Raw genomic sequence first — 23,125 nt, forward strand, 5'->3', positions numbered from 1 at the left:
CCATTTGTATGAAAAAAAACAGGTTCACCGCACCACCAACAGCTCGTCGGGTACGTATTGCGAGACTCCAGAATTCGTGCGCGAGCCGGAGCGGGTGCAGGGGGTGTGTAAGTCGTGTAGGACGACATGCACACATGGGCACCAGTGCCATCGGCATCGAGGGCAACCCAGTGACCACGGGCGTTTGTCATGATGATCGGCGCGCCGCAGTCTCTACATGCTCGCTTATATGAATCAGTCACAGGGCCAATACTAGACTAGGTCGTCATTTGCCCAAACCCTCAGTCCGGACGAAATCTTCATCGCTCCTTGTCGAGATCTTTGCTCTTTCCCCTACGGCGGGGCGCACGCTGCCGCCGCAGACGGGTGCGGCCAGGAGACTCCTTTGATGGTCCTTCTTCCGACTCACGTTCTGTCTGTTCTCGTTCACTTCCTGCGGCACGGCCAAATTCTTCTTTGAGATCAAATTCAGGCGTCTTCGGACCCAATCGGGCAAGCGCTCGATCGAAGGATTTTTCGAGCGTTCCATGCTCGCCTCCGACAACAGGCACCGGACCTTCATAGTAGACCTCGGGCACACGCGCCTTACCGGCGCGCCGATCAATCCGACCGTCTTTGCGGATCGCGATCTCCATGGTTTTTCGCTCCCGCGCTTGGACCTGGGCGAGCGCTCTGAACTGCCGATCAAGATCGAGTGTTTGGAGCCCATGGCGCTGCGTTAGCCGTACCTGTTCATCCCGATGGGCCTCGCGCTTGATCTGCATGACTTGGGCAAACTGACGCCGACGTTTGCGGTCCTGGTGATCGTGTAGTTTCTGCCGGACAACGTTGATCCCCGTGACCTTCCCCAAGAAGTCTGCTAGGCCACGAGGTCTGCGCTGATAGCGCTCCTGCCTGACGCGCTTGATCTCGGCGCGGTAGGCCTGACGAATAGTTCTTCGTTCAGCGAGATGGCGTTCGGAAAGCACCGCGCGTTCTCGTCGCTGACGGTGCTCCAGGGATTGCTTTAGGCCATCGAGTCTTTCGCGGCGACGTGATTGCTTTCGCTCAAGCTCCTTGCGCCGCAGATACGCATCTTCAGCCCGCTGATGGTCTCCAAATTCTTTGAGCTGTCGTGCCGCCATTTCTTTGGCTTCTTCGACGGTCGGCAACATCCCGTCCGTGATTTCCTTGTTCAGGAATTCGCGAATGTGCTTGGTGCGTACCTGGCGATCATCGATCAGCTTGGAGAGCGCGTTCACATGACCATAGATATCGACGACGACATAGGGCCTTTTTCCACGCGCCAGGATGTAACCCCGGTCATCGAGCGCACGTAAAAATGCGTTCACGCTATCGCTGCCCTGCCACGCGCTAGTGATATCGGAAATGCGCTGCGCCTGTGTTATTCCTGTCTCGTCCTGCTGGACCTTTTCGTAGAGCGAGAGCTGACGACTTTCTTGAGGCTTTTTCTCGTAGCCTTCTGGCAGGATGAGATTGTGTTCACGGGCAAATTCCTTCGTGACCATCATGAGTTTTTGATGGTCAAAGGCGATGTGAATAGCTTTGCCTTTTTCGGCATCAATACGCGACCACACGACATGACAATGCTCGCGCCCGTGCTTGCGATGAAACACGACCGCGCGCGGCTGATCCGAGAGCCCCAATTTCTCTTCCGCGCGGGTGATGTAGTCCATGTATTGCGCGCGGTTCAACGGGTCCTGATTGGGGTCCGGATTGACCGACATCGAGTAGAGGTAATTGCGACATTTTGTGAGGGCGTGTGCCTGCGCTTCCCATTCGGCAAACGCGCCATGAAGATCGCGCGCAATCGCGCCGCGCACACCAACAAATTCCAGCTCCTCGTTGTCGTGAACATTGAGCAGATGGGTTGCCAAATCCTGGCCGACGCCTCGCTGGCTGGCAAACGGAATCATGGCTTGCGCCCCATCGCCTGAAGCAGCCCCGTGCGTAACTCGGCGAGGTCATCACAGGCGCGTTCAATAAGCAGCGTGTTATTGGGGTTATCGCCACCGGCCAGCCTGATTTCTTCGAGCTCATCACGGATTTTGGCCGCCTGGGCGAGCAAGCGGGCCAGATCCTGCTGCTCAAGCGGGGGCCGCCGTGCGGCTCGTCCGGGCTGCTGGTCAAAGATCGCTTTGGTGATGAAGGCGTTGATAGAAAGCCCCGAGTTCTTTACGCGCGCATCAAACTCTGCGCGCAGCTCTAAAGGCGGGCGATATGACAGGGGCGCTGCGCGCTTTTTTGTCTCCTTCTTGCTCATGGCACACATCCTTATTCACCGCTGGGTGTGCCTTCCTCGCACCGACCTCGTGAGCCGCCCTGGTGCGGGTCCAGCGCTGCCTATGCGCTGGTCGATGGGGTTCCAAGGGGAGAGCCGAAGTCTCCCTTTGGCCGAGGGTTCCAAGGGGCCATGGAATGCCCTTTGGTCAGGGTTGTTAGGGGCATGAAAGCCCTTAACGCGATGGGATATTAGGGAGAGCGCAGTCTCCCTGATTCAGTTTGGACAATAGCGCGCTGCGCCTTCATTGCCGAAAGGCAATCTCGTCCGAACTGACTCTCCCTTGGCAAGAACGGCCTAAAAGCCGGATCGAGCCTTAGGGAGCCCAAGGGGGGTGACAACGGGGGGATGGGAAATCCCCCCTCAAGGTGGGCGCGGTCCGTGAAACGGGTAGTACCGCGCACACCTTGTACTAAATCTTAGCCATTCGTCCGGTCCCCTCATTCTAGTTTGCGGAGGGAGCCTTTAAGAATTCGTTAATGAGTGCCAGGTAATCCACGCTGACAGCGGGAATCGGCACAGATCTTCTTGTATAGCGCGAGGATCGCGCGAGGCAAAGCGGAATTTTCGCAGCCGAAAATTCCTCCACCAACACTGTCATTGCGATAGAAGCAATGGCACAAAAATGGAGGCGAATATGGAGCTCGAATTACACACTCTAAATGATGAGCAGCTACGGCAAATCATCACCGAAATCGAGGCGGAGTTATCTGTCCGCGATAAGAAGCGAAAGGCTGAAGCCGCAGCACAGATAAAAGCCATGGCTGAATCGGTGGGATTGAGCGTTTCGATCACGGAAAAAGGCCGGAGGAAGCGCGGCCGGCCACAAAAAACGCAGGAGTAAACTCCTACATTACTGGCGCCGCTGCGGACGGCGGGTTAACTGCCTCCCCGCGGCGCGCGCTTCTTTCTTTTCTTTGCGCGCGAGGAGCCGCGCCATAGCAACATCCCGGCCGTAGAGATAAGCGATTTCCGATGGAAAACGGCCCTCATGATCGCGAACACAAAATGACAGATTCTCTTCGGCTCTGAGCAAAGCCCGTATCGCACCACGGGAGGCGATAGAAGCTGCCAGGTGCAGCGCTGTGGCGCCCGTATCCGGCATGGCGTAGTCGAGCGGCGCGCCACTCGCGATCGCTTGTTCTACATCGGCGCTATCTCCATTTAGCACCGCATCAAGAAGCTGCTCTCCGGCGATATCTAGATCGTCTCCGGATAGTGCTTTTCCGGTAACGAGCTGACCGAGCGTGCCGGGTCTATGAATGATGCCGAGCTCTTCGGCTTCGGTTTTGGCATCAGTCTTCGGTAGTTTCTTTTTTGTACTCATTTCGCCGTGCTCGTCGAGTCTGTGTCTGCTCTGATAAAAGCGAGCGTGTTATTTTGAAGCTCTGCTCCAATTCGCGGCAAAAATTCTTTCGGCGTACCGTCGTCTGCGCCCAGCTCGAACACATAGTCATGCCGCATGAGTACGAGCTGTCTGATAGTGTCTCCGCCATCATCATCGGCATCCGAAGCAACTGACATATATATGTGGTTCTGTCCGTACGGCTCCAGCTTCATGAATGCGAGCAGCATGTCCTCAGGCGAAACAATCGCCCAGCCAAAACTGCGGAGTTTCTTAGATACGCGGGCCGGCGTGTTCGCATCCAATACGTCCATGGTCTCGGCGACCTCGACGACCCCTTGGTCTGATGGACGGGAGAGCTGGAGCGTAACATTCGCGTTCATAGCTTCGTAGGCTGTACGGTAAGTACCAGCTAATCCCGCCGATGGTGGCTCCACCTTCCGGCCAGAGGCATGGTCATGGCGCAAATAGAGCATCAATCTCACCGGCGCCTGGACCTCGGCGCGATGCTTTCTCTCCATCTCTTTCTTAGAGAGCAGGCCAAGCTCTTCATGAGTGGTGAACGCGACAATGGCTTCCAGGCGCTGGGCGCTAGGAACCGGCATTTTTCGTCCGCCGCCTTTGGTGTTTACGCCCTCAACGAACTGGCGCATTCGCTCTGACGGGACCTCAACTTCTGTGTATTCCGCGATGGCCTCGGCAACGCTCGCCCATGAGTAGTCCCGCCCGTGCTCCGTCAGGCCATAGGCCTTATAGGCGCGCAAGGCATCACGCAATTGATCGAGCTGCCAATCCGTAAGGTTCATAGGGCCATTCTTATACAAGACCCCGTGCGAGGACAGCGCGAGGAACTGCTCTCAGAGCTCATGTCAGCTTGCTAAGTACAAAGGCAAGAACAGGACACACCTATGAGCTGGTTCATACGCAGGCGCTCCCCGCTGGAGCGACTCGCCCTCGGCGGACGCAATCAGGCTGAAACGGAGGCTCTCAGCGCCGCCCTGCCACGCGGGGTGACCGGCCGCAGCGAGCGCGATCAACGCCTACCCCAAGCACAGTGGGCCGATCCGGAAAAGCTCGCACAGGATGCGCGGTTTCAGTTCACGCCAGAGGCGCCCTTTTTGGGGGTGACCGGGGCGCAGATCGCATCCCTGGATTCTACGACTGTCGATCCGCTCTATGCGGCCGGGGGACAGGCTATCGGGGTAAGAGATGACCGCCACATGGTGCTATGCGCCGGCTCCCGCGCGGGAAAGGGGCGCAGCGTCCTGATTCCGACCCTGCTCACCTACCGGGGATCGGTCCTCACGCTCGACCCCAAAGGCGAGCTTGCCAATATCACAGCGGCAAGAAGAACCACGATGGGACAGGACGTGTGCGTGCTCGACCCGTTTGGCGTGACAGCAGCAAGACTGCGGCCTCTTCGCACAGGGTTCAACCCAATGGCGGGATTGTCGATCAACAGCGAAAGCCTGGTCGTCGATGCCGGGCTGATCGCCGATGCGCTGGTCACGACAGGTGAAGGAAAAGATCCGCACTGGGATGACAGCGCGCGCAACTTCATAGAAGGCCTCGTGCTCCACGTCGCGACCGATCCGCGTTACCTGCAGCGGCGCTCCCTTGTGAGCGTGCGCGATCTGCTCGACCACGCGCTTGATCCGCTGGACGAGCAGGCCGGAAACGACGACGCGCCGCTGCGCGTCGAGACCGAGCTCCGGGAAAACGCCGAGCGCCTGCTAGCCAGTGCGCGGGCACTTGACCGAGAAATCGGGGCCGCCCTGGAAGCCACGGCATCGGACTTCTACGAGAAATGGCCGGGCGAGCGCGCAGGTGTGCTTTCAACCGCGCGGCGCCAGACGCGTTTTCTGTCCTACCCGGAGCTGCGCTCTTCCCTAGCTAGCGACGGTCTTGATCTTCGAAAGCTTAAGACTGCTCCGGCCGGGATGAGCGTCTATCTGTGTCTTCCGGCAGGGCGCATGGGGACCTGCAACAAATGGTTCCGCCTCTTCATCAACATGATGTTAGAGGCGATGGAACGCGAGCCCATCAAGCCCGCGGTCCCGGTACTCACGATCCTGGAAGAGTTCCACGTGCTCGGGCACTTACAGCAGATCGAGGTCGCGAGCGGACTGATCGCTGGATTCGGGGTGAAGCTACTGATCGTCCTGCAGGACCTGACTCAGCTCAAACGCCACTACAAGGAAAGCTGGGAGACGTTCCTAGGTAATGCCGGTGTGCAGGTCTTCTTCGGGAATGTGGACCTGACAACGCTTGATTACATCCGTCAGCGCTGCGGACAAACCTCGCTGATCGTTGAGCGCGGGAACGAGGTCAGCATCGATCAGCGTGTCCAGGGCGGATCGCGAGGGGCGAGCTGGTCTGTCGAGGTGCGCGACCTGCTCACCGCTGACGAGGCTGCACGGCTGTTTGCCCGCGAGGACCCGCAACAACGCGCCCTGCTGCTTTGCGCCGGGCGGCCCCCAGCGGTGATCCAGCGCGTCAAGTACGACCGGTACGAGCGCTTTGAGGGGCTCTACGAGCCAGAAGAGTAAGAGGAGGAATAGGCAATGGAACAGACAAAACGATACGTATCGCCGCTGGCGAGCTGGCCACATACACGGCTCATCCCGAAGGAGGCAGCATTCCGGGTTTGGGGGCTCTATACGCCGCCGCTGCTGGCCATGGTGCTTCCCGTCTTCGTGGGAACCATCTGGTTTTTCCTATTGGCAGCGATCTATCCGCCGGAGGGGAGTTCGGAATGGGCATATCTGTATGCCTACATCACCCCGGCTTTCGTCGCGGGGGCAATGGTCCCGGTGATTCAGGGCCTGACCGGGTCCTGGGTCAATGTGAAATTCACACCGGACGCTGTGCGCGTGTGCTTCCAGGACTACGCCCGCAGCGTGGGGATCACCTTCCGGCGAGAGGAGCACGAGGAAGCCATCAAGGAAGCCCAGCGAGAATTAGACACAGGGCGCAGGCAACCGCAGATATTTCGCAACGCGGTGCAGGTGGTGATGCGGTACGGAGAGCAGCGCGTCGTGATTGCCTCCTTCCCCAATACCGAGATTGCCAAAGCCGACGCACTGGTGCTCCGGCTCCAGTTCGTACACGAAAACATCGACGAGATGCTGCGCAGCGCGCTCATCGAGGAATAGCCGTACAGGAGGTTAAAGAGTAAATGAGCAAGAAAGACGACAGACGTGCACGCGAAGCGAGAGCGCTCTACGACGCCATGGCACGCTACGGGCTCGCAGGGACCGGACCGCCGCGCGAGAAAGCAGCCGCGATCCGGCCCATGGAGGAGCTTTTGCACATCAAGGAGCTGGTAAAACTGCCGCAGCCACAAAGACCAGCAGCAAAGAAACATCCGGCCGCGCCGCAAGCGCAAACGAGACGCACAGCGAAGTCGAACACACCGCCCGGTGATGCGCTCGCAGAGCTGAACGCAATGATCGGGCTTGCCGCCGTCAAAGAGCGCGTACATCTCAAAGCCGCACAGGTGGAGAACATCCAGGCTAGAAAGGCGCATGGATTGCCGGTGCCGGTGAGCTCACACCATATGGTGTTCACAGGCAATCCCGGAACCGGGAAGACGACGGTGGCCCGGATCGTGGCACGGATCTTTGCCGAGCTGGGACTCCTCGAAAAAGGCCATCTCGTGGAAACCGACCGCGCCGGGCTCGTCGCGCCTTATGTCGGGCAGACGGAGGAGAAGGTGTGCAAGGTATTGGCCAAAGCGCGCGGCGGAGTCCTTTTCATTGATGAAGCCTACGCGCTCGCCAAAGGTCATGGCGGAGAGAGCGACTTCGGGCAGGACGCTATCAACACAATCCTCAAAGCGATGGAGGATCAACGGGACCGCCTTGTTGTAATTTTTGCTGGCTACGGCGATGAGATGGAAGCGTTCCTCGATAGTAATCCGGGGCTGCGCTCGCGCTGCCAGACCTTCATCGCGTTCCCGGATTACTACCCGATAGAACTCGGATTGATCTTCGAGAAGCTATGCAAGGAGAACGAATTCATATGCACGCCTGACGTGACCGCGAAAGTACTCACGCTCTTCAAGGCCATGCATGCCCAGCGGGGAAAGGGATTCGGAAATGGCCGTGCTGCGAGGACCGTGTTTGAGACCGCGTGGGCCCGGCAGGCGCTCAGGCTCAGCGGAAGCCGTCACAGCGCGGACGTCCTGAAGCGTCTTGAGGCGCAGGACATCCCGGAACTTAGCGAAGTGGCGGGCGCCTAGTGGCACCCGCCTTGCCTTCCCCGAAAAGCGGGAGCCGCTAAGCTCCCGTTCCCTCTTCGGTTTTGGCGTCTTCGTCCTTGGCCCGTGGGGGCAGCAGGACGAGCTCGCCATTGACCGGCACTGCCTCGAGTCTGACCTGAAACCCGCCTTTCTTGTTGGGCCAGGCGGCTCCGACTCGCGTCCAGAAAGTTTTGTCGCCGTTCTCGGTGACGTGGTAGGCGATCAGGGCCGGTGCGTTTTCAGTTGATGTGCTCATTTTAGTTCTCCTTTGCTCTATGGGTTGATGTGCGAACACGGCCCCTATTCAGCAGGTGGCATCAGGCCAGGGCGCAAGGACGCTACCAAGCGAATGGAGCGGGCAGCGAAGCAACACGGGAGCGATCAGTGGCGCCGCGAAAGCGGATTGCCTTGCGTCGTGGACGGCGCCGGCTAAGGGTCTGCCGGGTATCGCTTCGCACGAAATCCCATGAACAAAGACGGAAGAACAAAGAGCACGGGAGAGAACGCTGATTCCGTCCCGATCCAAACAACGGAAACCGAAAGTGAGAATGCCGGCTCGCGAATAAATCCACCAAAGGCCCCGCGAGGAATGTGCGAGGAGACTCACGGGCCTATGCAGGTCAAATGAGCATGCCCAAACGAACAACGGAGTCCCAAGATGACGAAACCGGAAGAGGAGCGGCGCGCGGCCCTGATAAGGGCTGAGGCGCGGGCACTGGGGATGAGCCCCCGAGAGCTGGCGCTAGGGATCGCGAAAGCAACCGCCGCCGAGGATGGCGTCGAAGCCGCGATGCCCTGGATGCGGATTGCGCTGGATGAGGCGCGCCGGGAACAGGAGCTGAACAATGAAGAATGAGCACCAGATCAAGGAGCCCCGATTCATCACGGTGCGCTATGAGGTCTTTCTGGCAGCGGAGGGCCTCAAGGCTGAGTCTGCGGCCTTAGGCGTACCGGAATTCAACATCGCGGAACGCGAGCGGGAAGCTGCGCTCACTGCGGGAAACAGGACAACTGCAGCGTTCTGGTGTGAGGTCTGGCAGTACTGGATGCAGCGGGAGTGCTTGCCTAAGGGAACTGTCGTCGTGATCGGTACGTTATCAAAGGGTTAAATGGTCCGCTCCCGTTTTTCCTTGTTCTTAACCATTGCTGCTGTATTCTGGAAGGAGAGTTGATTCACAACAAAAACAACAGGTTGACATGGATGTCCTTACCTAGAGCCCTATTCATTGTCGCAAGTCTGGCGTTGTCACTGTGCGGCGTGATTCCAGCGTATGCGCAAGACGACGGCCACTACACGATTACGTCTGTTCTGTGCCAGAAAGGCGCTGGTGAAGAGCGTTGGGTGAGGCTCGATGAAGGGACGACGGAATCGAACGCATGCACCGATGAAGAGCAAATCGCGGTGCGCGCCATCGATCTAAACATGCAGCCCGGCGACCCGCCCGTCGAAGACGTGCCGATACAGGAACCACAACAGTAAGGGAGGCGGCAGTAGGACAGGTTCGAAATCTACTATTCCTTCTATTCGCTATCGCGCTGCTGATCCCTGCCAGCGCGCGAGCACAATGCTCGAACCCCGCCGGTGTGCAACGCCAGCTCATTATTAACGAGACCTACAACATTCCCCAGTATTGCGATGGGTCTAACTGGATCGCAACGGTACCGCCAACATCATCTATTCCTGGCCCTGGTCTTCCAAATGACACCTCGCTCGTCGGGCATTGGTCATTCGATGATGGAACAGGCACAACCGCGCTAGATAGCTCAGGTAATGAAAACCACATGGCCATTACTGCGTCGTCGCCATGGACGGTAGGTCCATTAGGCGGCGCCATCCGCTTTTCAAGCGGCGAAGGCGCAGAAGATACCAGCACTACGGATGTGCTTCGGATGACAGGGTCACAGTCTGTAGCCGCGTGGATCAAGATCGATGACTTTCCTCCTTCGTACGGAATGATCGCTTACATTCAGTCAACGACTTCGCAAGACTATCTGGAGTTAAGGGCAGCGGATGCTTCTCCCGATCATATTCGTTTCGGCGTTAACTCTGGTGGCAGTGGAACGAACGACCTTTACACGCTGTATCAACCAGGGATTTGGTATCACGTTACTGCTGTATATGACGACGCGAGAAACACACGGGAAATCTATGTAAACGGGAAGCTTACGGCAGCGGGGACGGAGAATTGTGGCAGTTGCGCCTGGTCAAATCCGGCCGGGAGAATGTCAACAGGGTTTCAGTCAGGGTTCGATTACACGCTTGATGATTTGCGCATTTATAACCGCGCTCTTTCACCAGCGGAGATCGCAGAATGCTGTTCCGAAACGGCCGGTGGCGGCGTTGTGACCGAAGGGTTGGTCGGGTGGTGGAAGCTCGACGAAGTGGACGGTACGGATGCGCTCGATTACGCGAGCGCCAATCATGGCACGATGATGAACGGCCTTGATGCCTCTACTAACTTCGTCGACGCCCGAATCGGGCCCGGCCTTTTCTATGCGGATAACAATGACTCTCTTCTTGTGCCGGATATGATTGGCTCCGCTCCGAATATAACTATTTCCCTCTGGGCACATAGCACTGGCTGGGCGACCAGCGGGTACAACAACATGCTTAACCAAGCCAAGGATTCGGGGAGCGATTCCGTTCTTGGCATCGTTTACAACCGATCGGCTGACCAAATCCAATTTGAGATCCGAAATGCCTCCGACACGATCGTCCGCCCTAGCTATGATGCGCCTCCTACGAATCGTTGGCTTCACCTGGTGGGCGTTTATGATGGAAGCGACGCGGTTTTGTATGTGAACGGGAAGGAGGTTGATCGCGTAGCACAAACCGGCAACATCTTCTCTTCGACAAACGTTATCGGGTTGGGACACAAATGGCGCAACGGCGTTTACCCGGCTGGCAGTCTCGGGTCCTACGGCTATTCAAATGGAACACTCGACGATGTGCGCATTTACGACCGCGCCCTGAGCGCCGGCGAGATCGCGGAACTATATTCCGCGTGGGACGCGCATATCCGCTATAACGCCGATTACCGTGTGCCGGAGTATTTCGACGGCAATAACTGGCGTGCTATGGGCAAACGCAAACCTGACCCGAAAGGCTTGATCGGTCACTGGAAGCTTGATGAGGCGAGCGGCATCCTCGCGGATTCATCAGGCTATGGCAACAACGGCACGGCTTCCGGCGGCCCCGAATACGCCTCAAGCGGCGTTGTTGGCTACGGCATGGGCTTTGATGGTAGTGACGACGGTATCGATCTAGGTTCTCCATCCGCACTTGATTTCTCTGGCTCTAACGCCTTCACGTTGTCAGCATGGGCTTTTTCAAACGGCGTGGGTAGCAATATCCTCTTCGCACGAGGCGACTTCAACGCCGCTGCGAGTCAGGAGGTGTATCATCTCGGACGTTATCTTGGAAACGATAGGTGGCGCGCCCGAATCAGCAACGGTTCTGGTACGGTCCAGATTATTTCTCCCGCAGCTACGCTCGAAGAAAACGTTTGGCAACACATGGTGATGTCGTGGGATGGCGCCGACCTGCGTTTATACAAGGATGCTGTCGAAATCGGGAGTGTTAGCAATCCAGGGTTTCTACTCTGGGACGGCGGAGGTCGACCCACAGCGATTGGAGCGGAAACAGTTGGTGCACTGGAGCATAGTTGGAATGGGCGCATCGACGATGTCCGCATCTATAACCGAGCCCTTTCCGCAGATGAAATCGAGACGCTGTACGAACAGAACATCAAATACACCCCGACCCTGACGGTGCGCGACTACACTCTCGATGCGGGCCTGACGAAAGTCGAGGAAGTCGCGCTCTTCGGCAACTATGCTTTCGTCTCCGTCTACACGGACGAAACCATCCGCGCCATCGATATCAGCGACCCTGACAACATTTCTCTCATTGGCGGCACCTATATCACGGGCGCAAATCAAGTGCAGGGTATTTCCATCGACGGAGATAATCTATTTTTGTGCGAAGGCGCTCCAACGCAGAGAGTTCAAATCATTAATATCAGCGATCCAGCAAACATGAGCGTCGTCGGATCGATCGACACGGGAGTTCGCTGCAATGATATTGCTGTCGTCGGAGAATATGCCTATCTCGCACGAGCGCTTGGCAACCCAGTATTGCATGTTTACGATGTCGGCAATCCGTCCTCGCCGTCTTTTGTAACATCTGTGGCTATTCCGAACATGGGCAGCGGCATTGCGATTGCGCACCACAACGGTCACCTCTATATCCCACCCGATGGGGCGTCTGCATATTTAACCTCCTACAGCATAAGCAACCCGGCGGCACCTGTTTTCACTGACCAACTGACGGCCGCTGATTTCTCGGTCCTTGCCATCACGCAAATGCGTGATCTCGCCTTTAAGGACAACTACCTTTTTGGCGCCGAAAAAGACGGCAACGGCGTTTTTGTTGTCGATATCTCCGATCCGGCGAATATGGAAGTCGTCGCCGAACTTCCTAATAACGGCGCAGACTGGCTGCTGAACCCGGAAGGAATTTATATCGACGGCGACATCCTCTACGTCACAGCCGAAGGCTCCGATCGTCTGACCCTGATCGATATCCGCGATCCGACCAGCCCGCAATTCCTATACTCCATTCAGGATGCCACAGCCCTAGATGAAGCTGATAACGTCGTGGTGCGAAACGGCTTCGCCTATATCGGCCTGGCCTCGCAGGGCTTCGCCGTTGTCGAAGTCGGGAATCTCTGCAAGAATCCGGAAGGCAGAGAAGGCAGGATCATCTACAACACCAGCTTCAACGTCATGCAGTATTGTGACGGTCAGCAGTGGCAACGCATCGGACCGTAAGAAGCATCATCGAGTAAGCGCATTGCGCCAATGCTCGATGTCTTCGGTGCGCCAGCGCACGGCGCGTTCGCTAACGTTCACCGGCGCGGGGAACGTGCCTTCATTCATCCACTTATAGATGGTCGAGCGCCCGACGCCGATTAGCTCGCAGACTTCAGCAAGGCGAATCAACATACCGGGCCGCATCTGTGGGGGCGCGTCCGTTTCTTCGCCCTTGCGGGCGCGCGGCGTTCGTGCCGCCGTGAGCCGCACTATCTGCGCGCGCAACCGCGTGATTTCATGGACGGCGGATTCGCGGTCCTGCAGCAATTCGCCGAGCGTGCGCTTACCCGGATCAACGCGTAGCCGTTCAAGAATGTCTTCGCGATACATAGTTACCCCCTGATCAATTGTGCAAATCGTATCGTAAGAAATGAGGCCGCCCGCTACCGCAGGCGGCCAAAGCGGTCAAGCTGCGGCCTCCGTTGCATCGTTAACATGGACCTGAAGTCCGTGCAGGAAGTCCGCAGCGCGCTGTGCGTGGGCGGCTGCAGAGAAGATGGCGCGCTTATCGTTTTCCAGCACCTTGAGCCAGGAGGCGATATAGGCGCTGTGGTCTGCTCTGGGTTCCAGCGCAATCCCAAGATCGGCACACAGGAACGCGCTCCCGAGCTCCGCTACCAGCTCTTCGCGGGCGTATCCTTCGTCTCCGAAACGCTCGCGTCCGAAGCTGCGATCGAGACGCGATTTGTGCCGCGTCCAGTGCGTGCTCTCATGAGCCAGCGTTGCGTAGTAGCTTTGCGCATCGCGGAAGGTCTCAAAGGGAGGCATCTGGATGTGGTCTGACCCCGCCGCATAGTAGGCCTGGTTCCCGGCGTAGCGGATATCGGCGTTGGTGGCTGCGAAAAACCGCTCTGCGCGCTCGATACGCTGTACCGGATCAAGTACCGGCGCGGCGGTCTCGTAATAGGACTGCGGAAGTCCTTCGATCTGTTCGACATTGAAGACGCTGTATCCCTTCATGAAGGGAATGTCGACCTCGACGTCCTCGCCGCTTGCGTCCTGCTCGGTCCTCTTGATCGTATTGGCGTAAACGACAAGCTCGCTTTTCTCGCCTTTGCGGACCTGCGCTCCGAGCTCTTTTGCCTGGCGGTAGGTCATCCAGATCGGGGCGGCGTATCCTTTGGCCGTGGCGGCCATCCACAGGGCGATGACGTTGATTCCCTGATAAGGCGTTTTGGCGTCATGGCGTAGAGGACGGCTTATACGTCCTGCCGCGTGCTCTGCATTCCAGGGTTTGGTCCAGGGGCGCACCCCCTGCTCAAGCTCCGCGATGATCTTGTCCGTTATCCGGGTGTAGACATCTTTGCGCTCTTTGGTCTTCGTGCTCATGGCTGTTCTCCTTTCTACGGTTCCTTTTGAAAACACGCGGGAGATCAAAAGCCGGGAAGAGCGCGCCCGGTCACCCTGATAAGGGGAAACTGACAACACGGCTCATGTAATGAGGGTGGGGCGGGCAGGCAGTTGACCGGGTTCGCGCCCGGCTTAAAAACGCGAGGTAAAAACTTTTCAAAAAGGGGCCGTAGAAAGAGATCAGGACGAACAGCACGCGAAGACTTTTCGCGCAAAGATGAACCGGATCGATTCGGACCAGCGCGGAGCGCAGCGGAACAGATAGGCCCGCAAAGCGTTGCTGGAAGCGGGTTTTAGAGCACCGGCGTTAAGCCGGCTTTAAGACAATGTGTGCGATACTGGAACTATCCAACAATACGCACACCGTTGGGTACGCTACGTAAAGGACCGCCCTTTGTATCTTCGGGGCGGTCCTGTTTTTGTCTAGGGCGCAGGAAGCTCACGATCGAGCAGTGCAACAATGTCAGCGGGCAGATAGGACCGGGGATCGTCATAGCCGAACGTGACGTTCGGATCATCGTGAGGGATGAACTCCTTGCCAGCTTGCTTGATCGAGATGATCACCGTGTTATGCAGACCCCAGCCTTCGACGACGACTTCGCATCCGGCATCGATCAGTACGGACTCGACTTGCCACGTTTCGACCTGGCCATCGCCATCCATGAAACCAAATTTCTCGAAGGCTTCTTCCCAGCGCCAGTGAAGTTCACCGCCGCAGTTATCACATTCGCATATAGGCATTTTTTTTCTTCTCCTTTGTTTGCCGTGAATGTCATGGGCGCATCAAACTTTGATGCACCCGGCAGCGCGTGCCTCATCGGCATAGACGCTGATCGTTTTCTCAGGTTTGAAATGCAGGTCCCGCTCGACCGGGAGGCCGAGCTTGCCGCGCACCGATACCAACTCTGAGATCCGCACGCATCCGAGCTCGGGAAACCCGAGACCGAGATCACACAGCCCAAAGGCAATGTCCTGATCGTCAGGATCAAGTTCGGTGAGCAGCCAGGTACAGGCCGCATCCGGGGTAAAGAGCTTCACGACCGGTAAGAAATCCGGTTCCGCGCGCCCGCCTTGCGAGCATTCCGCGGACAATCGCCCGTTGCGTAGAAGCTGCGCTTGCAGCGATGAGGTCAGTAGTTTCATGTCTTCGTCTCCTTTTGTTTTGTTCAAGACGAAAACACGGCAAGCCGGGCGCAGATGCCGGACGGTCACCCGCTACCGCCGCAGACATAGACAAGAGGGATAAGGGGAAACGGCCAACACGGTCCGGCGATACGCAGTGAAGCCGGATGGTGCGGGCAGGTCCGTTGACCGGGCGGCGCGCCCGGCTAGTGTTTGATCAAGGCTTGAACGCCTCGCAAAAGGAGGCGCATGAAAGTGACGATGTCAGGCTGGTCAGCCGTGCAGTTTGAGAAAGTAAAAGGTGCCTAAGCCGGTGTCGTCGTGCGCCGCGTCAGCACCAGACCCTGGGTGCGCGCCTGCGCTTTTTCTTTGATGGCAAGAAGGCGCGCCATCGCCGGGTCTCTGCCATAGACGTAAGCAACCTCAGAAGGCAGGCGGCCTTTGTGATCACGGAGCAGGTAATCGATATCGGGCTCTTCCAGGATGCGCCGGAACACATCCCGCGCCCGCGTTCCCGCGGCGGCATGAAGAGCGGTTTCGCCAGTGCCGGGGTCTTGATAGTTCACCGAGAACCCGTCCTCCAAAAACGCACCAACGCGATCTGCGTTTCCTGTCTCCGCGGCGCGCAAAAACGCGCGGCCGGGATCATTGTGTGCTCCGTAATTCTTGCGCATAGCATCCTCTCCATTGGTTATTTTCTTGCCTATTCAGGCTATCAGGAGAGGGTAAATAAGCGCTTAAACACCGCCCGAAAAACGCGCCAGGGATTGACGCCGCATGGCCGTGACACCCCCCTGGGGGGCACGGTTCACGAAAGCCCGGTCCGCCCTTATAGGCGGAGGCGCCCTCAATGACATAACTTATACGTTATCAATATCAATCATATAAATAACACATATATTATTTTTATCTTGCCTCAACATAACTTATACATTATTTTAGAAAGAGGAAAAAATAACGCAAAGGTTATCGCAATGCGCCCCGAAGACCGGGCCCTGGCCCGCAGACAGCTTGATAAAAGACTATCGCCGCTTCGCGACATGCAAAGCCTGGCCCGGCCGCCGCGCGGCTGGATCAGAGCGATCCGCGAAGCGCTGGGCATGACCGGCAAACAGCTCGGTAAGCGCCTTGGCGTCAGCCAGCCCCGCGCCACCAAAATCGAACAGGCAGAAAAGGACGGCTCGATCACCCTCGACACGCTGCGCCGAACAGCGCAAGCGCTGGACTGCCAGCTCGTCTACGCCTTTGTCCCGCGCGCGCCGCTGCAAGAGCTCGTCGAAGAGCGCGCCCGCACCCGCGCAAAAGACATCCTCGAAGCCACGAGCCATAGCATGGCGCTTGAAAACCAGCGTGCCGATGCCGACACCGACCGCGCGCACATCGAAACGCTGACCCGCGAACTGATAGAAAAGTCAGGCCCGGACCTGTGGGAGGATAATTGAGCGATCCGCTCCTGCCGGAAGAAGACGGCGCAACGCCGCTTAGCGATGAAGAGCGCGAGGGCTTAAAGCTCTCCTATGTCACCACGCGCGGTGATCTCAATGGCGCCGAACAGCAGAACATCCTTAAAGCGCGCACCTGGGCACAAAAACGCAAGAACAAGGTGCTCACCCGCGACTACCTGAACGACCTGCATAAACGGATGTATGGCGATGTCTGGACATGGGCCGGCACATACCGCACGACGGAAAAATCCATCGGCATCGATCCCATCCATATCCAGGTCCAGCTCCAGGAACTGCTCGATAACGTGAACTACTGGATAGAGAACGAGACCTACCCGCCCGATGAAATCGCCGCAAGATTTCATCACAAGCTTGTCTATATCCATCCATACCCAAACGGCAACGGACGCCATGCCCGCCTGGCGGCAGACATTCTGCTCAAAGAGATGGGGCAAGACCCCTTCACCTGGGGCCGCGCAAACCTGCGCGATGCCGGTGAGGCCCGCAAGACCTACATCGACGCCCTGCGCGCCGCCGACGGCCATGACATCGGCCCGCTGCTGGAATTCGTGCGCTCGTGAACGGGCTCAAAAGCGAAAGCGATTGCCGAGCTTACCGAAGTTAGTTATCGAATGACCTAGAAACTCGGCATCACCTTTGCCGAAGCCTGCAGATAACAACGCGGCACGCGTGTCGGGTTTGAGTATGTCCGCTACAACGTCTTCCCGCGTTCTGACGTCCCACCCGCTTCGGCCAACGGGAACCCAGAGAAATCCTTGACCCGTGTTATCACGAGCAGCTTCCGCGAGAGCGTCTGCTTCGTATGTTTCGGTGTAAGCCATGGCACCGAGGAACTCAAACTTCTGAAACATCAGCTCATAGCCGGCCGCGAGACCAAGAAAACTGCGCCCCCACTCCTGAAAAAGTAGGAAGAGGTGATCACTTAGTGGCGTCTTATGTCGATCCAATCCTTCAAGGTTTTGCCAGATTTCTTTGGTGGCCCCGCCTTCCCATGCCCATAGAAAAAGAAGCTCAACGATCCGCTGTGTATCACCGCCATGCTGGGCCCTCACTTCGAACGAGAACATCCTGTGGAGTTCGTCCCAACGACCGGACCGGGTGAGTCCTAGTCCATAGGCGGTCATAGCAAGTACGGCTGGGTAAGCGCGGATGGCGAGCCACCACTGCAAGCCGCTAGCAACTTGCGAAGTTTCCCGCCAGATCGCAGTAATCGCGTCCATGACGTGATCGAACTCAGAGCCATCGCCCCATCTTCCCAGTACGCCGGCAATTCGTGCGAGCGGCTCCGTGGCTGCCTGATACCGGGTAACTCTCTGTGTCAGTCCTTCCGCTGAAAATCCCCCGTCAGGACTAAAGGCAGGGTCGTCAAGTAGACCGAGCAGGCGTGCTGTTTCGTTGGTGACTAACTCCTCAAGTTGAATTCGATGTTCAGGCTTTGCCAGGTAGCGCTTGACGGTGCTGACCAATAGTTCCACACCAAGCGGGTTCTGACGATGCGTTTTCTCTAACGTCTGAACGCGTTCGACAAGGTCGCCAAAGAAGGAATCAGCATCTCTCGCCGCGATTACCCTTGCCTGCCTGTGATTAATCAGCTCTTGTGCGCCCGTACCCGCTTTTCCACGCACCATCCAGTAGTGTGTGTAGCGCCGCGCGGGCGCTCGCAGAATCGCTGCTCGCAATGCATGATCCCATTCCCCCGACCAGCCACAGATAATCAGCCCGTACTCGTCAAGGATGCGATCAAGAAGCACATTGTACTCATCTGGATAGCCGCTCAGTTCTTCATCCGTATTGAGGATACGCGCATCCTTGTAGTCACCGTGCAGTTTTAAGATATAGCAGGACGTGTGTGTGAGTGGCTCTGCACCGTTTAAGGCATCTACAGAAGCAACGACTGTCGGTTCGATACCACGCTCGCGTAGAGCGTTCTCCATCAAGCGATCGAAATTCGTAGTAACGATGACTTTGATGAAGCCGGCTTCAACAAGCTCCGCTATCGCATGGTGCGCGCGTGTGGGGATCTTCCTTTCTTCCTCGCGGTCCTGATCTGTGGGTTCAATATAGCTGTGTAGAATTGAGCGGCGTTCGTCGCCAGATAATCCGAGCTCACCAATCAGAGTCGAGTAGTTCGGATCTTCGCCGGTCTCCTCCCGGTACCATGCGGCCCAGTCAGGCTGGTCGTCCACACCCTGCGCCATCGCCACACGGCGAACGAGATCGAGCGTGATTTCCCAGCCTGTAGGAATTTCCGCCGCGCGGGACAGACCGGAACCAAGCAAGAGCGCATAGATGCCCTTGTTCTCGTATACGGAGAACGCTAGCTGGGTTAAAGGATCTGAAGTCGGATTCGGCATGACCTAGCGTTACCGTGCCATACCAACATCGTCAATAGATTCTTGAAGAGCGGCAATACCCATTGTTCTATGACTCTCCATCTTCGCGCTCGATGTGTGTCTGAACAGCGGCGACGACTGCACGATCGTTGTCTAGCGTCGCATTGACGAGGTCTATCAATGCGTTAGTCGTCTCCGCATGAGCTCCGATGTAACCGGAGCGGAGAAGATCAATGAACGCATCTTGACGGAGATAGCGACCAGCTAGCGTATCGTAGCTTATTCGAAACGCGCCCCGAGGTCCTTTGCACTCAGGATCGGCACGCAGGACATTGAAGTGATCGATCGGGATTGTGATCGAACTCCGGCCAAGTGCCGCGTCCCGCCGGACGAATTTTAGAAAATAGACCTGCGGATTGATGCGATACTCCAAGGGACCCGGAGGCATGGCGGCACTGAAGCGCTGCATGCGTGCTATCTCATCTTCCAAATCAGCATCGGGATAGTAGATCCAATCCGTCTCATCGCTATCACGAAGCGGTTCCAGCATCTTGTACTGAACCATGACAATGTTCTGCTTCGTCGCATTAAAGTAGACGAGGTCAACGCCGAGAACCTGCTCAAGGGGACGCTTGTTGGCAGTGATAACCTCCAGCCGATCGACACCATCCTCGAAGATCGCCCGACCGGTAAAATCACTCCCAATCAATTCGAACTCTGGGACAGTGCGGGCATCGTGCTCGATGACGGCATCCTCGCGAATGTTGACGCGACCAAGGGCGGTATCACCCGTCGTTTCTAGTACAGAGGCATGATTAATTCCAAACGTGCGCAAAGCGACGCTAACCGCATCCTGTTGAATGGCGTCGTTGCTGGAATAGCGGCTAGGGGCATCCAGGTCGCCAATGGCCGCCTTCATTGCCGCGCTATTGCCTCGCCTTTCTGCGAGCTTATCGATGAGGTGTGAACTGAGCTTGGGGGAAAGCGGTACGACGGGACCGGCTTCGCTAAGTTTATTGTCCAATATCGTTGCGAGTGATTTGTCCGAAACCAACCCGCGCAGACCTCGTTCTGTAGCCGGCGTGATCTTGTGCGCGCGCTCAATGGTAATCCGGCGCTCAAGCGTCGTGCCAGGGCCAAGCTTTTTTAGAAGCGCAAAGTACGCAACTGGTCGATCGAGATGGTCTTTGGCAAACAGGATACAGGCGGTGGGCGAATGCACGTTCCGCAGCGTCGAGCGTGACCGCGCAACTGTGAAGCGTCTCAACCCGTGATAAGAATTCTCAAGGTCGTACCATTCGTCTCCGCTGAATCGCAGGACCAGAAGGGGTTTGCGCTCCACCAACGAGCGAAGTGTCTGGAGCCAATCTTTCTCCTCCGTGTCTGTTTTCGGTGCGTGCGCCATCGGACCTCATTAGTGGGCTGAAAGCTCATTTTCGAGCTCGTCCAGACGAGCACGAGCAAGCTTTATCATTTCCAGCGCAGTTGCATGTGAATAGCAAAACCGATCGCGAGGGCTTTCATACAGGACAATGCAGGGCTCACCCCTTGGAATTTTCGCCTTGCTAAATCGGCAGGTACGTTGTCGCTGTGCGACTTCTACCTCCGTGCGCTTAACCATCTGTTTCATCTTCGGCATTTTTTATCTTTCCTCTAACTATCGCGGATAGCCTGTCTGCAATTTCCGGTGATGCGTTGACGGCACTCTCAAGCTGTTCGACGCTGGCCGATGTGCGCTCTCCAGCCCCGATCCCCATTACATTGTTTTGCTCGGCGCTCGCCATTCTGATGAGGATCTCTGTGTTGTGATTGCCCTGGAAATGTCGAAGTAGATCGCGGCCCTGATGGCGTATCCCCAGACGGTTGATCACAGTGTCGGCAATAGCACGTGCTTCCTGAGCAAGCCTTCCCTTTAGTGCCTCGCGTCGTTCCTGAGGCTGAATGATGGGATTAAACGCCTCAACTCTTCCTTCCTGCTCGGCGGTTACCAGCCGCGCGCGCACGATGTCTTCAGTCAATCCGAACTCGCTAGGCTCAAAGCCTTTATCTCTGATCGTTTGGAAAAGATCCCCAATAAGGACGTCGTCGATCTTCTTTAGGTAACCTTTTTTCTGATAGCTTTCTACAACTTCGTTGAGAACTCTCATAAACGGACGGAGAGTCATTCTCGGGGTCGCCTCGCCGTCTCCTTCGACTTCCAGTTCCCCTTGTAAATACTCATGGAAGAACTGCTGGTCGTCTTTGTCGAAGTTCGTGAAATCGGCCCACCATCGATCGTCATTCAATCCGACATGCGAGACTAGGTAGACGCGATTTGCATCCGAATACGGCGTCTCAGGGGCGGACAGGCGAAGAATTCGGCCAACAAACTGAACGTAAGGCGAAAGGCTGCGATATGGACGGAATACCGCGGCTACCGAGAGCGTCGGAAGGTCGTACCCCTCTCCCAGAATGTTTACCTGAACCACAACGTCGGTTAACCCACTACGCAATGATGCCTCGATCCGCTCACGCTCTTCCTTGGCTAGGTTGCTATGAAGTACCTCAACACGCAGCCCCTGCTCCTTGTACAGCGCAGCAACCTGAGTCGCGTGACGGATTGAACAGGCAACAGCGATGAGCTGCCGTGGCGTGCCCAGACTGCGGACATGATGTAGCTGCCGGACCGATGCGTTTACGACACTCCGGTTGCACTCTTCAGAGAGTGCAATTCCTCGACTGAACCAGTCCTTTTCACGCAACTCAAGAACCTCATCAAGACTTATGGTCTTAGTCTCGCCTTTGGCGGTGAAGGTAATTTCTGTGGGTTGAACAAACAGTGCGTCGATCTGAGAGATGAATCCGAGGATCATTGAGCGGGCGTACCCGAAGCGATAGACACGCTCACCGGACACGACTTGCCCGTCAGAGCGCATGGGCGTGGCCGTAAAGGAAACCACCTTCGCATCCGCGAAGTAGTCGAACAGGCGCTTCCACGTTTCGGCAACATTGTGGTGTCCCTCGTCAACCAGAATCATGTCGAAGTAGTCTGCGGGGAACGCTTCATACCATTTGTTCTTCGCCCCGGAGAACTGCTGGATGTTCGCGACAACCACATGGGCAGCATCGCAATCATGCAGGTTAGCCCCGGTCTTCAGTTCCGAAAGGAACGGTCCATCTTTCGGTGTAAAGACGCCACGCTTGGTGAAAAAGCAGTTCGGATCGCTGATATTGAGCTCCCGTCGTATGTTGTCTCGGATCGTCAGATTTGGCGCAATGATGAGCACACGTCCCTTGGCAATCGCAAAAGGAGCAATCCCCATGAGCCCCGTTTTCCCGCAACCAACCGGGAGCTGGACATAACAGGGCTCCTTGCTTCCGGAGAAATGGTCGCGGATTGCAAGATATCCATCGATCTGTGGCTCGCGGAGATTTGGGTTGCGCCAGATCTCAACCTTCGTATCCGTGAAGAACTTTTCAATCTCTGCGTTATCCATCGTTGACTCCTATGTAAGAAGCGCCACGCCCAATGTGGTCACGCAGGCGGTCATATGTCATAACAAAAGTGTTTTCGTTGGACAGCGCCCGGTAGGTTTTAACCTGCTTTGGATCAAGAACAGCACGCCGACCAATGACCACATATGCGGGAATGGTCGCCTCTATATCCTTAAGGCCGAGTTCACCACGGGCATAGGCAACATTGTCTGTCAGCCACGTTCGCCAGTCCCGAACCTGTTTCAGCGCTTCCGCTAGTTTGGCTGCTGGCATTCCTGCTTGCGTCAGGGCTTTCTTATTCGGGCTTTCGAGCTCAATCATGGCCCACCTGAAACCCTCTGAGGTTCGAGACGCCAACAGAAAGTCCGGGATCAATTCGGAACCAAACCGTGGGCGATCAAGGCACCAGTAGTCACTGCCCGGCGGCGCAAGAGGACCAAGCAAGCTTTTGTGTTCAGCGAGGAATATCTGAAGCGGACGTTCGTCGGGTGCATCTGAAAGAACCTGATCAAACTCTTCCAGGACCTGTGACGCGGGCTCACGGTCGACAGTGACCTGCCGTTCGTCCCATTTTTCAAGCTTTTCAGCCTTCATCGAATACGCCTCCCCAGCAGCAGGTTTGGCAGGTGTTCCGGG

24 protein-coding genes are annotated in these 23,125 nt (G+C 56.8%); 10 read left to right on the plus strand and 14 right to left on the minus strand.

What is annotated here, in order from left to right:
* Positions 1–299 precede the first annotated feature (299 nt).
* Positions 300–1,916, minus strand: coding sequence for a relaxase/mobilization nuclease domain-containing protein (locus tag R3E82_11555; GenBank protein ID MEZ5551518.1), 1,617 nt, complete (start codon positions 1,914–1,916; stop codon positions 300–302).
* The gene (locus tag R3E82_11560) at positions 1,913–2,263 is read right to left on the minus strand and encodes a hypothetical protein (GenBank protein MEZ5551519.1); all 351 of its coding nucleotides are present in this window, start codon (positions 2,261–2,263) and stop codon (positions 1,913–1,915) included. Before R3E82_11560 ends, R3E82_11555 begins: the two co-directional genes overlap by 4 nt.
* 655 nt (positions 2,264–2,918) lie before the next feature.
* Between R3E82_11560 and R3E82_11565 the strand changes: the two genes are divergently transcribed.
* Complete coding sequence (locus R3E82_11565) at positions 2,919–3,125, plus strand: hypothetical protein (protein ID MEZ5551520.1); 207 nt, start codon at positions 2,919–2,921, stop codon at positions 3,123–3,125.
* Positions 3,126–3,134: 9 nt separating this feature from the next.
* Here the strand turns inward: R3E82_11565 and R3E82_11570 are convergent, their stop codons facing one another.
* Together R3E82_11570 and R3E82_11575 are read right to left on the minus strand one after the other, a co-directional pair.
* On the minus strand, positions 3,135–3,608 hold the full coding sequence (locus R3E82_11570; protein ID MEZ5551521.1) for a hypothetical protein: 474 nt from the start codon (positions 3,606–3,608) through the stop codon (positions 3,135–3,137).
* Complete coding sequence (locus R3E82_11575; protein ID MEZ5551522.1) at positions 3,605–4,432, minus strand: hypothetical protein; 828 nt, start codon at positions 4,430–4,432, stop codon at positions 3,605–3,607. Before R3E82_11575 ends, R3E82_11570 begins: the two co-directional genes overlap by 4 nt.
* Before the next feature lie 102 nt (positions 4,433–4,534).
* Here R3E82_11575 and R3E82_11580 point away from each other — a divergent pair, with 102 nt between their 5' ends.
* The 3 genes from R3E82_11580 to R3E82_11590 are packed head-to-tail and all read left to right on the plus strand — an operon-like array spanning position 4,535 to position 7,869.
* Positions 4,535–6,175 (plus strand): type IV secretory system conjugative DNA transfer family protein, encoded by a 1,641-nt coding sequence (locus tag R3E82_11580; protein MEZ5551523.1) that lies wholly within the window; start codon positions 4,535–4,537, stop codon positions 6,173–6,175.
* Between the two features lie 15 nt (positions 6,176–6,190).
* Complete coding sequence (locus R3E82_11585; GenBank protein ID MEZ5551524.1) at positions 6,191–6,781, plus strand: hypothetical protein; 591 nt, start codon at positions 6,191–6,193, stop codon at positions 6,779–6,781.
* 23 nt (positions 6,782–6,804) lie between these two features.
* The gene (locus R3E82_11590) at positions 6,805–7,869 is read left to right on the plus strand and encodes an AAA family ATPase (protein ID MEZ5551525.1); all 1,065 of its coding nucleotides are present in this window, start codon (positions 6,805–6,807) and stop codon (positions 7,867–7,869) included.
* 37 nt (positions 7,870–7,906) lie between these two features.
* Here R3E82_11590 and R3E82_11595 read toward each other — a convergent pair whose 3' ends face one another.
* Positions 7,907–8,125: a hypothetical protein gene (locus R3E82_11595; GenBank protein MEZ5551526.1), complete on the minus strand. Its 219-nt coding sequence runs from the start codon at positions 8,123–8,125 to the stop codon at positions 7,907–7,909.
* A gap of 402 nt (positions 8,126–8,527) precedes the next feature.
* Between R3E82_11595 and R3E82_11600 the strand changes: the two genes are divergently transcribed.
* From R3E82_11600 to R3E82_11615, 4 genes are all read left to right on the plus strand, one after another.
* Positions 8,528–8,725: a hypothetical protein gene (locus tag R3E82_11600; GenBank protein ID MEZ5551527.1), complete on the plus strand. Its 198-nt coding sequence runs from the start codon at positions 8,528–8,530 to the stop codon at positions 8,723–8,725.
* Entirely contained in the window at positions 8,715–8,978 is a 264-nt protein-coding gene (locus R3E82_11605; GenBank protein ID MEZ5551528.1) for a hypothetical protein, read from the plus strand. Before R3E82_11600 ends, R3E82_11605 begins: the two co-directional genes overlap by 11 nt.
* A gap of 59 nt (positions 8,979–9,037) precedes the next feature.
* Positions 9,038–9,349: a hypothetical protein gene (locus tag R3E82_11610; protein ID MEZ5551529.1), complete on the plus strand. Its 312-nt coding sequence runs from the start codon at positions 9,038–9,040 to the stop codon at positions 9,347–9,349.
* A 302-nt stretch (positions 9,350–9,651) separates the two neighbouring features.
* A complete protein-coding gene (locus tag R3E82_11615) occupies positions 9,652–12,702 on the plus strand; it encodes a LamG-like jellyroll fold domain-containing protein (GenBank protein ID MEZ5551530.1) in 3,051 nt (1,016 codons plus the stop codon).
* Positions 12,703–12,708: 6 nt separating this feature from the next.
* Here the strand turns inward: R3E82_11615 and R3E82_11620 are convergent, their stop codons facing one another.
* The 5 genes from R3E82_11620 to R3E82_11640 form a co-directional block, all read right to left on the minus strand.
* On the minus strand, positions 12,709–13,074 hold the full coding sequence (locus R3E82_11620) for an AlpA family phage regulatory protein (protein ID MEZ5551531.1): 366 nt from the start codon (positions 13,072–13,074) through the stop codon (positions 12,709–12,711).
* 75 nt (positions 13,075–13,149) lie between these two features.
* Positions 13,150–14,073, minus strand: coding sequence for a zincin-like metallopeptidase domain-containing protein (locus R3E82_11625; GenBank protein ID MEZ5551532.1), 924 nt, complete (start codon positions 14,071–14,073; stop codon positions 13,150–13,152).
* A gap of 444 nt (positions 14,074–14,517) precedes the next feature.
* Positions 14,518–14,835, minus strand: a complete 318-nt coding sequence (locus tag R3E82_11630; GenBank protein MEZ5551533.1) for a hypothetical protein — start codon at positions 14,833–14,835, stop codon at positions 14,518–14,520.
* Positions 14,836–14,877: 42 nt separating this feature from the next.
* Complete coding sequence (locus R3E82_11635) at positions 14,878–15,237, minus strand: DUF2958 domain-containing protein (protein MEZ5551534.1); 360 nt, start codon at positions 15,235–15,237, stop codon at positions 14,878–14,880.
* A 284-nt stretch (positions 15,238–15,521) separates the two neighbouring features.
* Positions 15,522–15,890, minus strand: a complete 369-nt coding sequence (locus R3E82_11640; protein ID MEZ5551535.1) for an ankyrin repeat domain-containing protein — start codon at positions 15,888–15,890, stop codon at positions 15,522–15,524.
* 300 nt (positions 15,891–16,190) lie between these two features.
* Between R3E82_11640 and R3E82_11645 the strand changes: the two genes are divergently transcribed.
* Positions 16,191–16,658: a mobile mystery protein A gene (locus R3E82_11645; GenBank protein MEZ5551536.1), complete on the plus strand. Its 468-nt coding sequence runs from the start codon at positions 16,191–16,193 to the stop codon at positions 16,656–16,658.
* Positions 16,655–17,242 carry a mobile mystery protein B gene (locus tag R3E82_11650; GenBank protein ID MEZ5551537.1) on the plus strand — a complete coding sequence of 196 codons (588 nt, stop codon included), beginning with the start codon at positions 16,655–16,657 and terminating at the stop codon, positions 17,240–17,242. Before R3E82_11645 ends, R3E82_11650 begins: the two co-directional genes overlap by 4 nt.
* A gap of 6 nt (positions 17,243–17,248) precedes the next feature.
* Here R3E82_11650 and R3E82_11655 read toward each other — a convergent pair whose 3' ends face one another.
* From R3E82_11655 to R3E82_11670, 4 genes are all read right to left on the minus strand, one after another.
* Positions 17,249–19,036 carry an SIR2 family protein gene (locus R3E82_11655; protein MEZ5551538.1) on the minus strand — a complete coding sequence of 596 codons (1,788 nt, stop codon included), beginning with the start codon at positions 19,034–19,036 and terminating at the stop codon, positions 17,249–17,251.
* Positions 19,037–19,103: 67 nt separating this feature from the next.
* Positions 19,104–20,420: a hypothetical protein gene (locus tag R3E82_11660; protein MEZ5551539.1), complete on the minus strand. Its 1,317-nt coding sequence runs from the start codon at positions 20,418–20,420 to the stop codon at positions 19,104–19,106.
* Positions 20,421–20,628: 208 nt separating this feature from the next.
* Positions 20,629–22,491: a DEAD/DEAH box helicase family protein gene (locus R3E82_11665; GenBank protein ID MEZ5551540.1), complete on the minus strand. Its 1,863-nt coding sequence runs from the start codon at positions 22,489–22,491 to the stop codon at positions 20,629–20,631.
* Positions 22,484–23,083, minus strand: a complete 600-nt coding sequence (locus tag R3E82_11670; GenBank protein ID MEZ5551541.1) for a DUF4263 domain-containing protein — start codon at positions 23,081–23,083, stop codon at positions 22,484–22,486. The genes R3E82_11665 and R3E82_11670 overlap by 8 nt, the downstream gene beginning before the upstream one ends.
* Positions 23,084–23,125 lie beyond the last annotated feature (42 nt).

The organism is Pseudomonadales bacterium (genome assembly GCA_041395945.1).
Taxonomy (GTDB): Bacteria; Pseudomonadota; Gammaproteobacteria; order Pseudomonadales; family Azotimanducaceae; genus SZUA-309.

What these genes read in the sequence shown, in the direction of transcription:
- R3E82_11625 (MEZ5551532.1), bottom strand. Translation starts at nt 14,073, where the DNA reads ATGAGCACGAAGACCAAAGAGCGCAAAGATGTCTACACCCGGATAACG.
- R3E82_11555 (MEZ5551518.1), bottom strand. Translation starts at nt 1,916, where the DNA reads ATGATTCCGTTTGCCAGCCAGCGAGGCGTCGGCCAGGATTTGGCAACC.
- R3E82_11630 (MEZ5551533.1), bottom strand. Translation starts at nt 14,835, where the DNA reads ATGCCTATATGCGAATGTGATAACTGCGGCGGTGAACTTCACTGGCGC.
- R3E82_11600 (MEZ5551527.1), top strand. Translation starts at nt 8,528, where the DNA reads ATGACGAAACCGGAAGAGGAGCGGCGCGCGGCCCTGATAAGGGCTGAG.
- R3E82_11580 (MEZ5551523.1), top strand. Translation starts at nt 4,535, where the DNA reads ATGAGCTGGTTCATACGCAGGCGCTCCCCGCTGGAGCGACTCGCCCTC.
- R3E82_11560 (MEZ5551519.1), bottom strand. Translation starts at nt 2,263, where the DNA reads ATGAGCAAGAAGGAGACAAAAAAGCGCGCAGCGCCCCTGTCATATCGC.
- R3E82_11645 (MEZ5551536.1), top strand. Translation starts at nt 16,191, where the DNA reads ATGCGCCCCGAAGACCGGGCCCTGGCCCGCAGACAGCTTGATAAAAGA.
- R3E82_11565 (MEZ5551520.1), top strand. Translation starts at nt 2,919, where the DNA reads ATGGAGCTCGAATTACACACTCTAAATGATGAGCAGCTACGGCAAATC.
- R3E82_11615 (MEZ5551530.1), top strand. Translation starts at nt 9,652, where the DNA reads ATGGCCATTACTGCGTCGTCGCCATGGACGGTAGGTCCATTAGGCGGC.
- R3E82_11665 (MEZ5551540.1), bottom strand. Translation starts at nt 22,491, where the DNA reads ATGGATAACGCAGAGATTGAAAAGTTCTTCACGGATACGAAGGTTGAG.
- R3E82_11575 (MEZ5551522.1), bottom strand. Translation starts at nt 4,432, where the DNA reads ATGAACCTTACGGATTGGCAGCTCGATCAATTGCGTGATGCCTTGCGC.
- R3E82_11570 (MEZ5551521.1), bottom strand. Translation starts at nt 3,608, where the DNA reads ATGAGTACAAAAAAGAAACTACCGAAGACTGATGCCAAAACCGAAGCC.
- R3E82_11590 (MEZ5551525.1), top strand. Translation starts at nt 6,805, where the DNA reads ATGAGCAAGAAAGACGACAGACGTGCACGCGAAGCGAGAGCGCTCTAC.
- R3E82_11585 (MEZ5551524.1), top strand. Translation starts at nt 6,191, where the DNA reads ATGGAACAGACAAAACGATACGTATCGCCGCTGGCGAGCTGGCCACAT.
- R3E82_11595 (MEZ5551526.1), bottom strand. Translation starts at nt 8,125, where the DNA reads ATGAGCACATCAACTGAAAACGCACCGGCCCTGATCGCCTACCACGTC.
- R3E82_11670 (MEZ5551541.1), bottom strand. Translation starts at nt 23,083, where the DNA reads ATGAAGGCTGAAAAGCTTGAAAAATGGGACGAACGGCAGGTCACTGTC.
- R3E82_11605 (MEZ5551528.1), top strand. Translation starts at nt 8,715, where the DNA reads ATGAAGAATGAGCACCAGATCAAGGAGCCCCGATTCATCACGGTGCGC.
- R3E82_11660 (MEZ5551539.1), bottom strand. Translation starts at nt 20,420, where the DNA reads ATGGCGCACGCACCGAAAACAGACACGGAGGAGAAAGATTGGCTCCAG.
- R3E82_11635 (MEZ5551534.1), bottom strand. Translation starts at nt 15,237, where the DNA reads ATGAAACTACTGACCTCATCGCTGCAAGCGCAGCTTCTACGCAACGGG.
- R3E82_11620 (MEZ5551531.1), bottom strand. Translation starts at nt 13,074, where the DNA reads ATGTATCGCGAAGACATTCTTGAACGGCTACGCGTTGATCCGGGTAAG.
- R3E82_11640 (MEZ5551535.1), bottom strand. Translation starts at nt 15,890, where the DNA reads ATGCGCAAGAATTACGGAGCACACAATGATCCCGGCCGCGCGTTTTTG.
- R3E82_11655 (MEZ5551538.1), bottom strand. Translation starts at nt 19,036, where the DNA reads ATGCCGAATCCGACTTCAGATCCTTTAACCCAGCTAGCGTTCTCCGTA.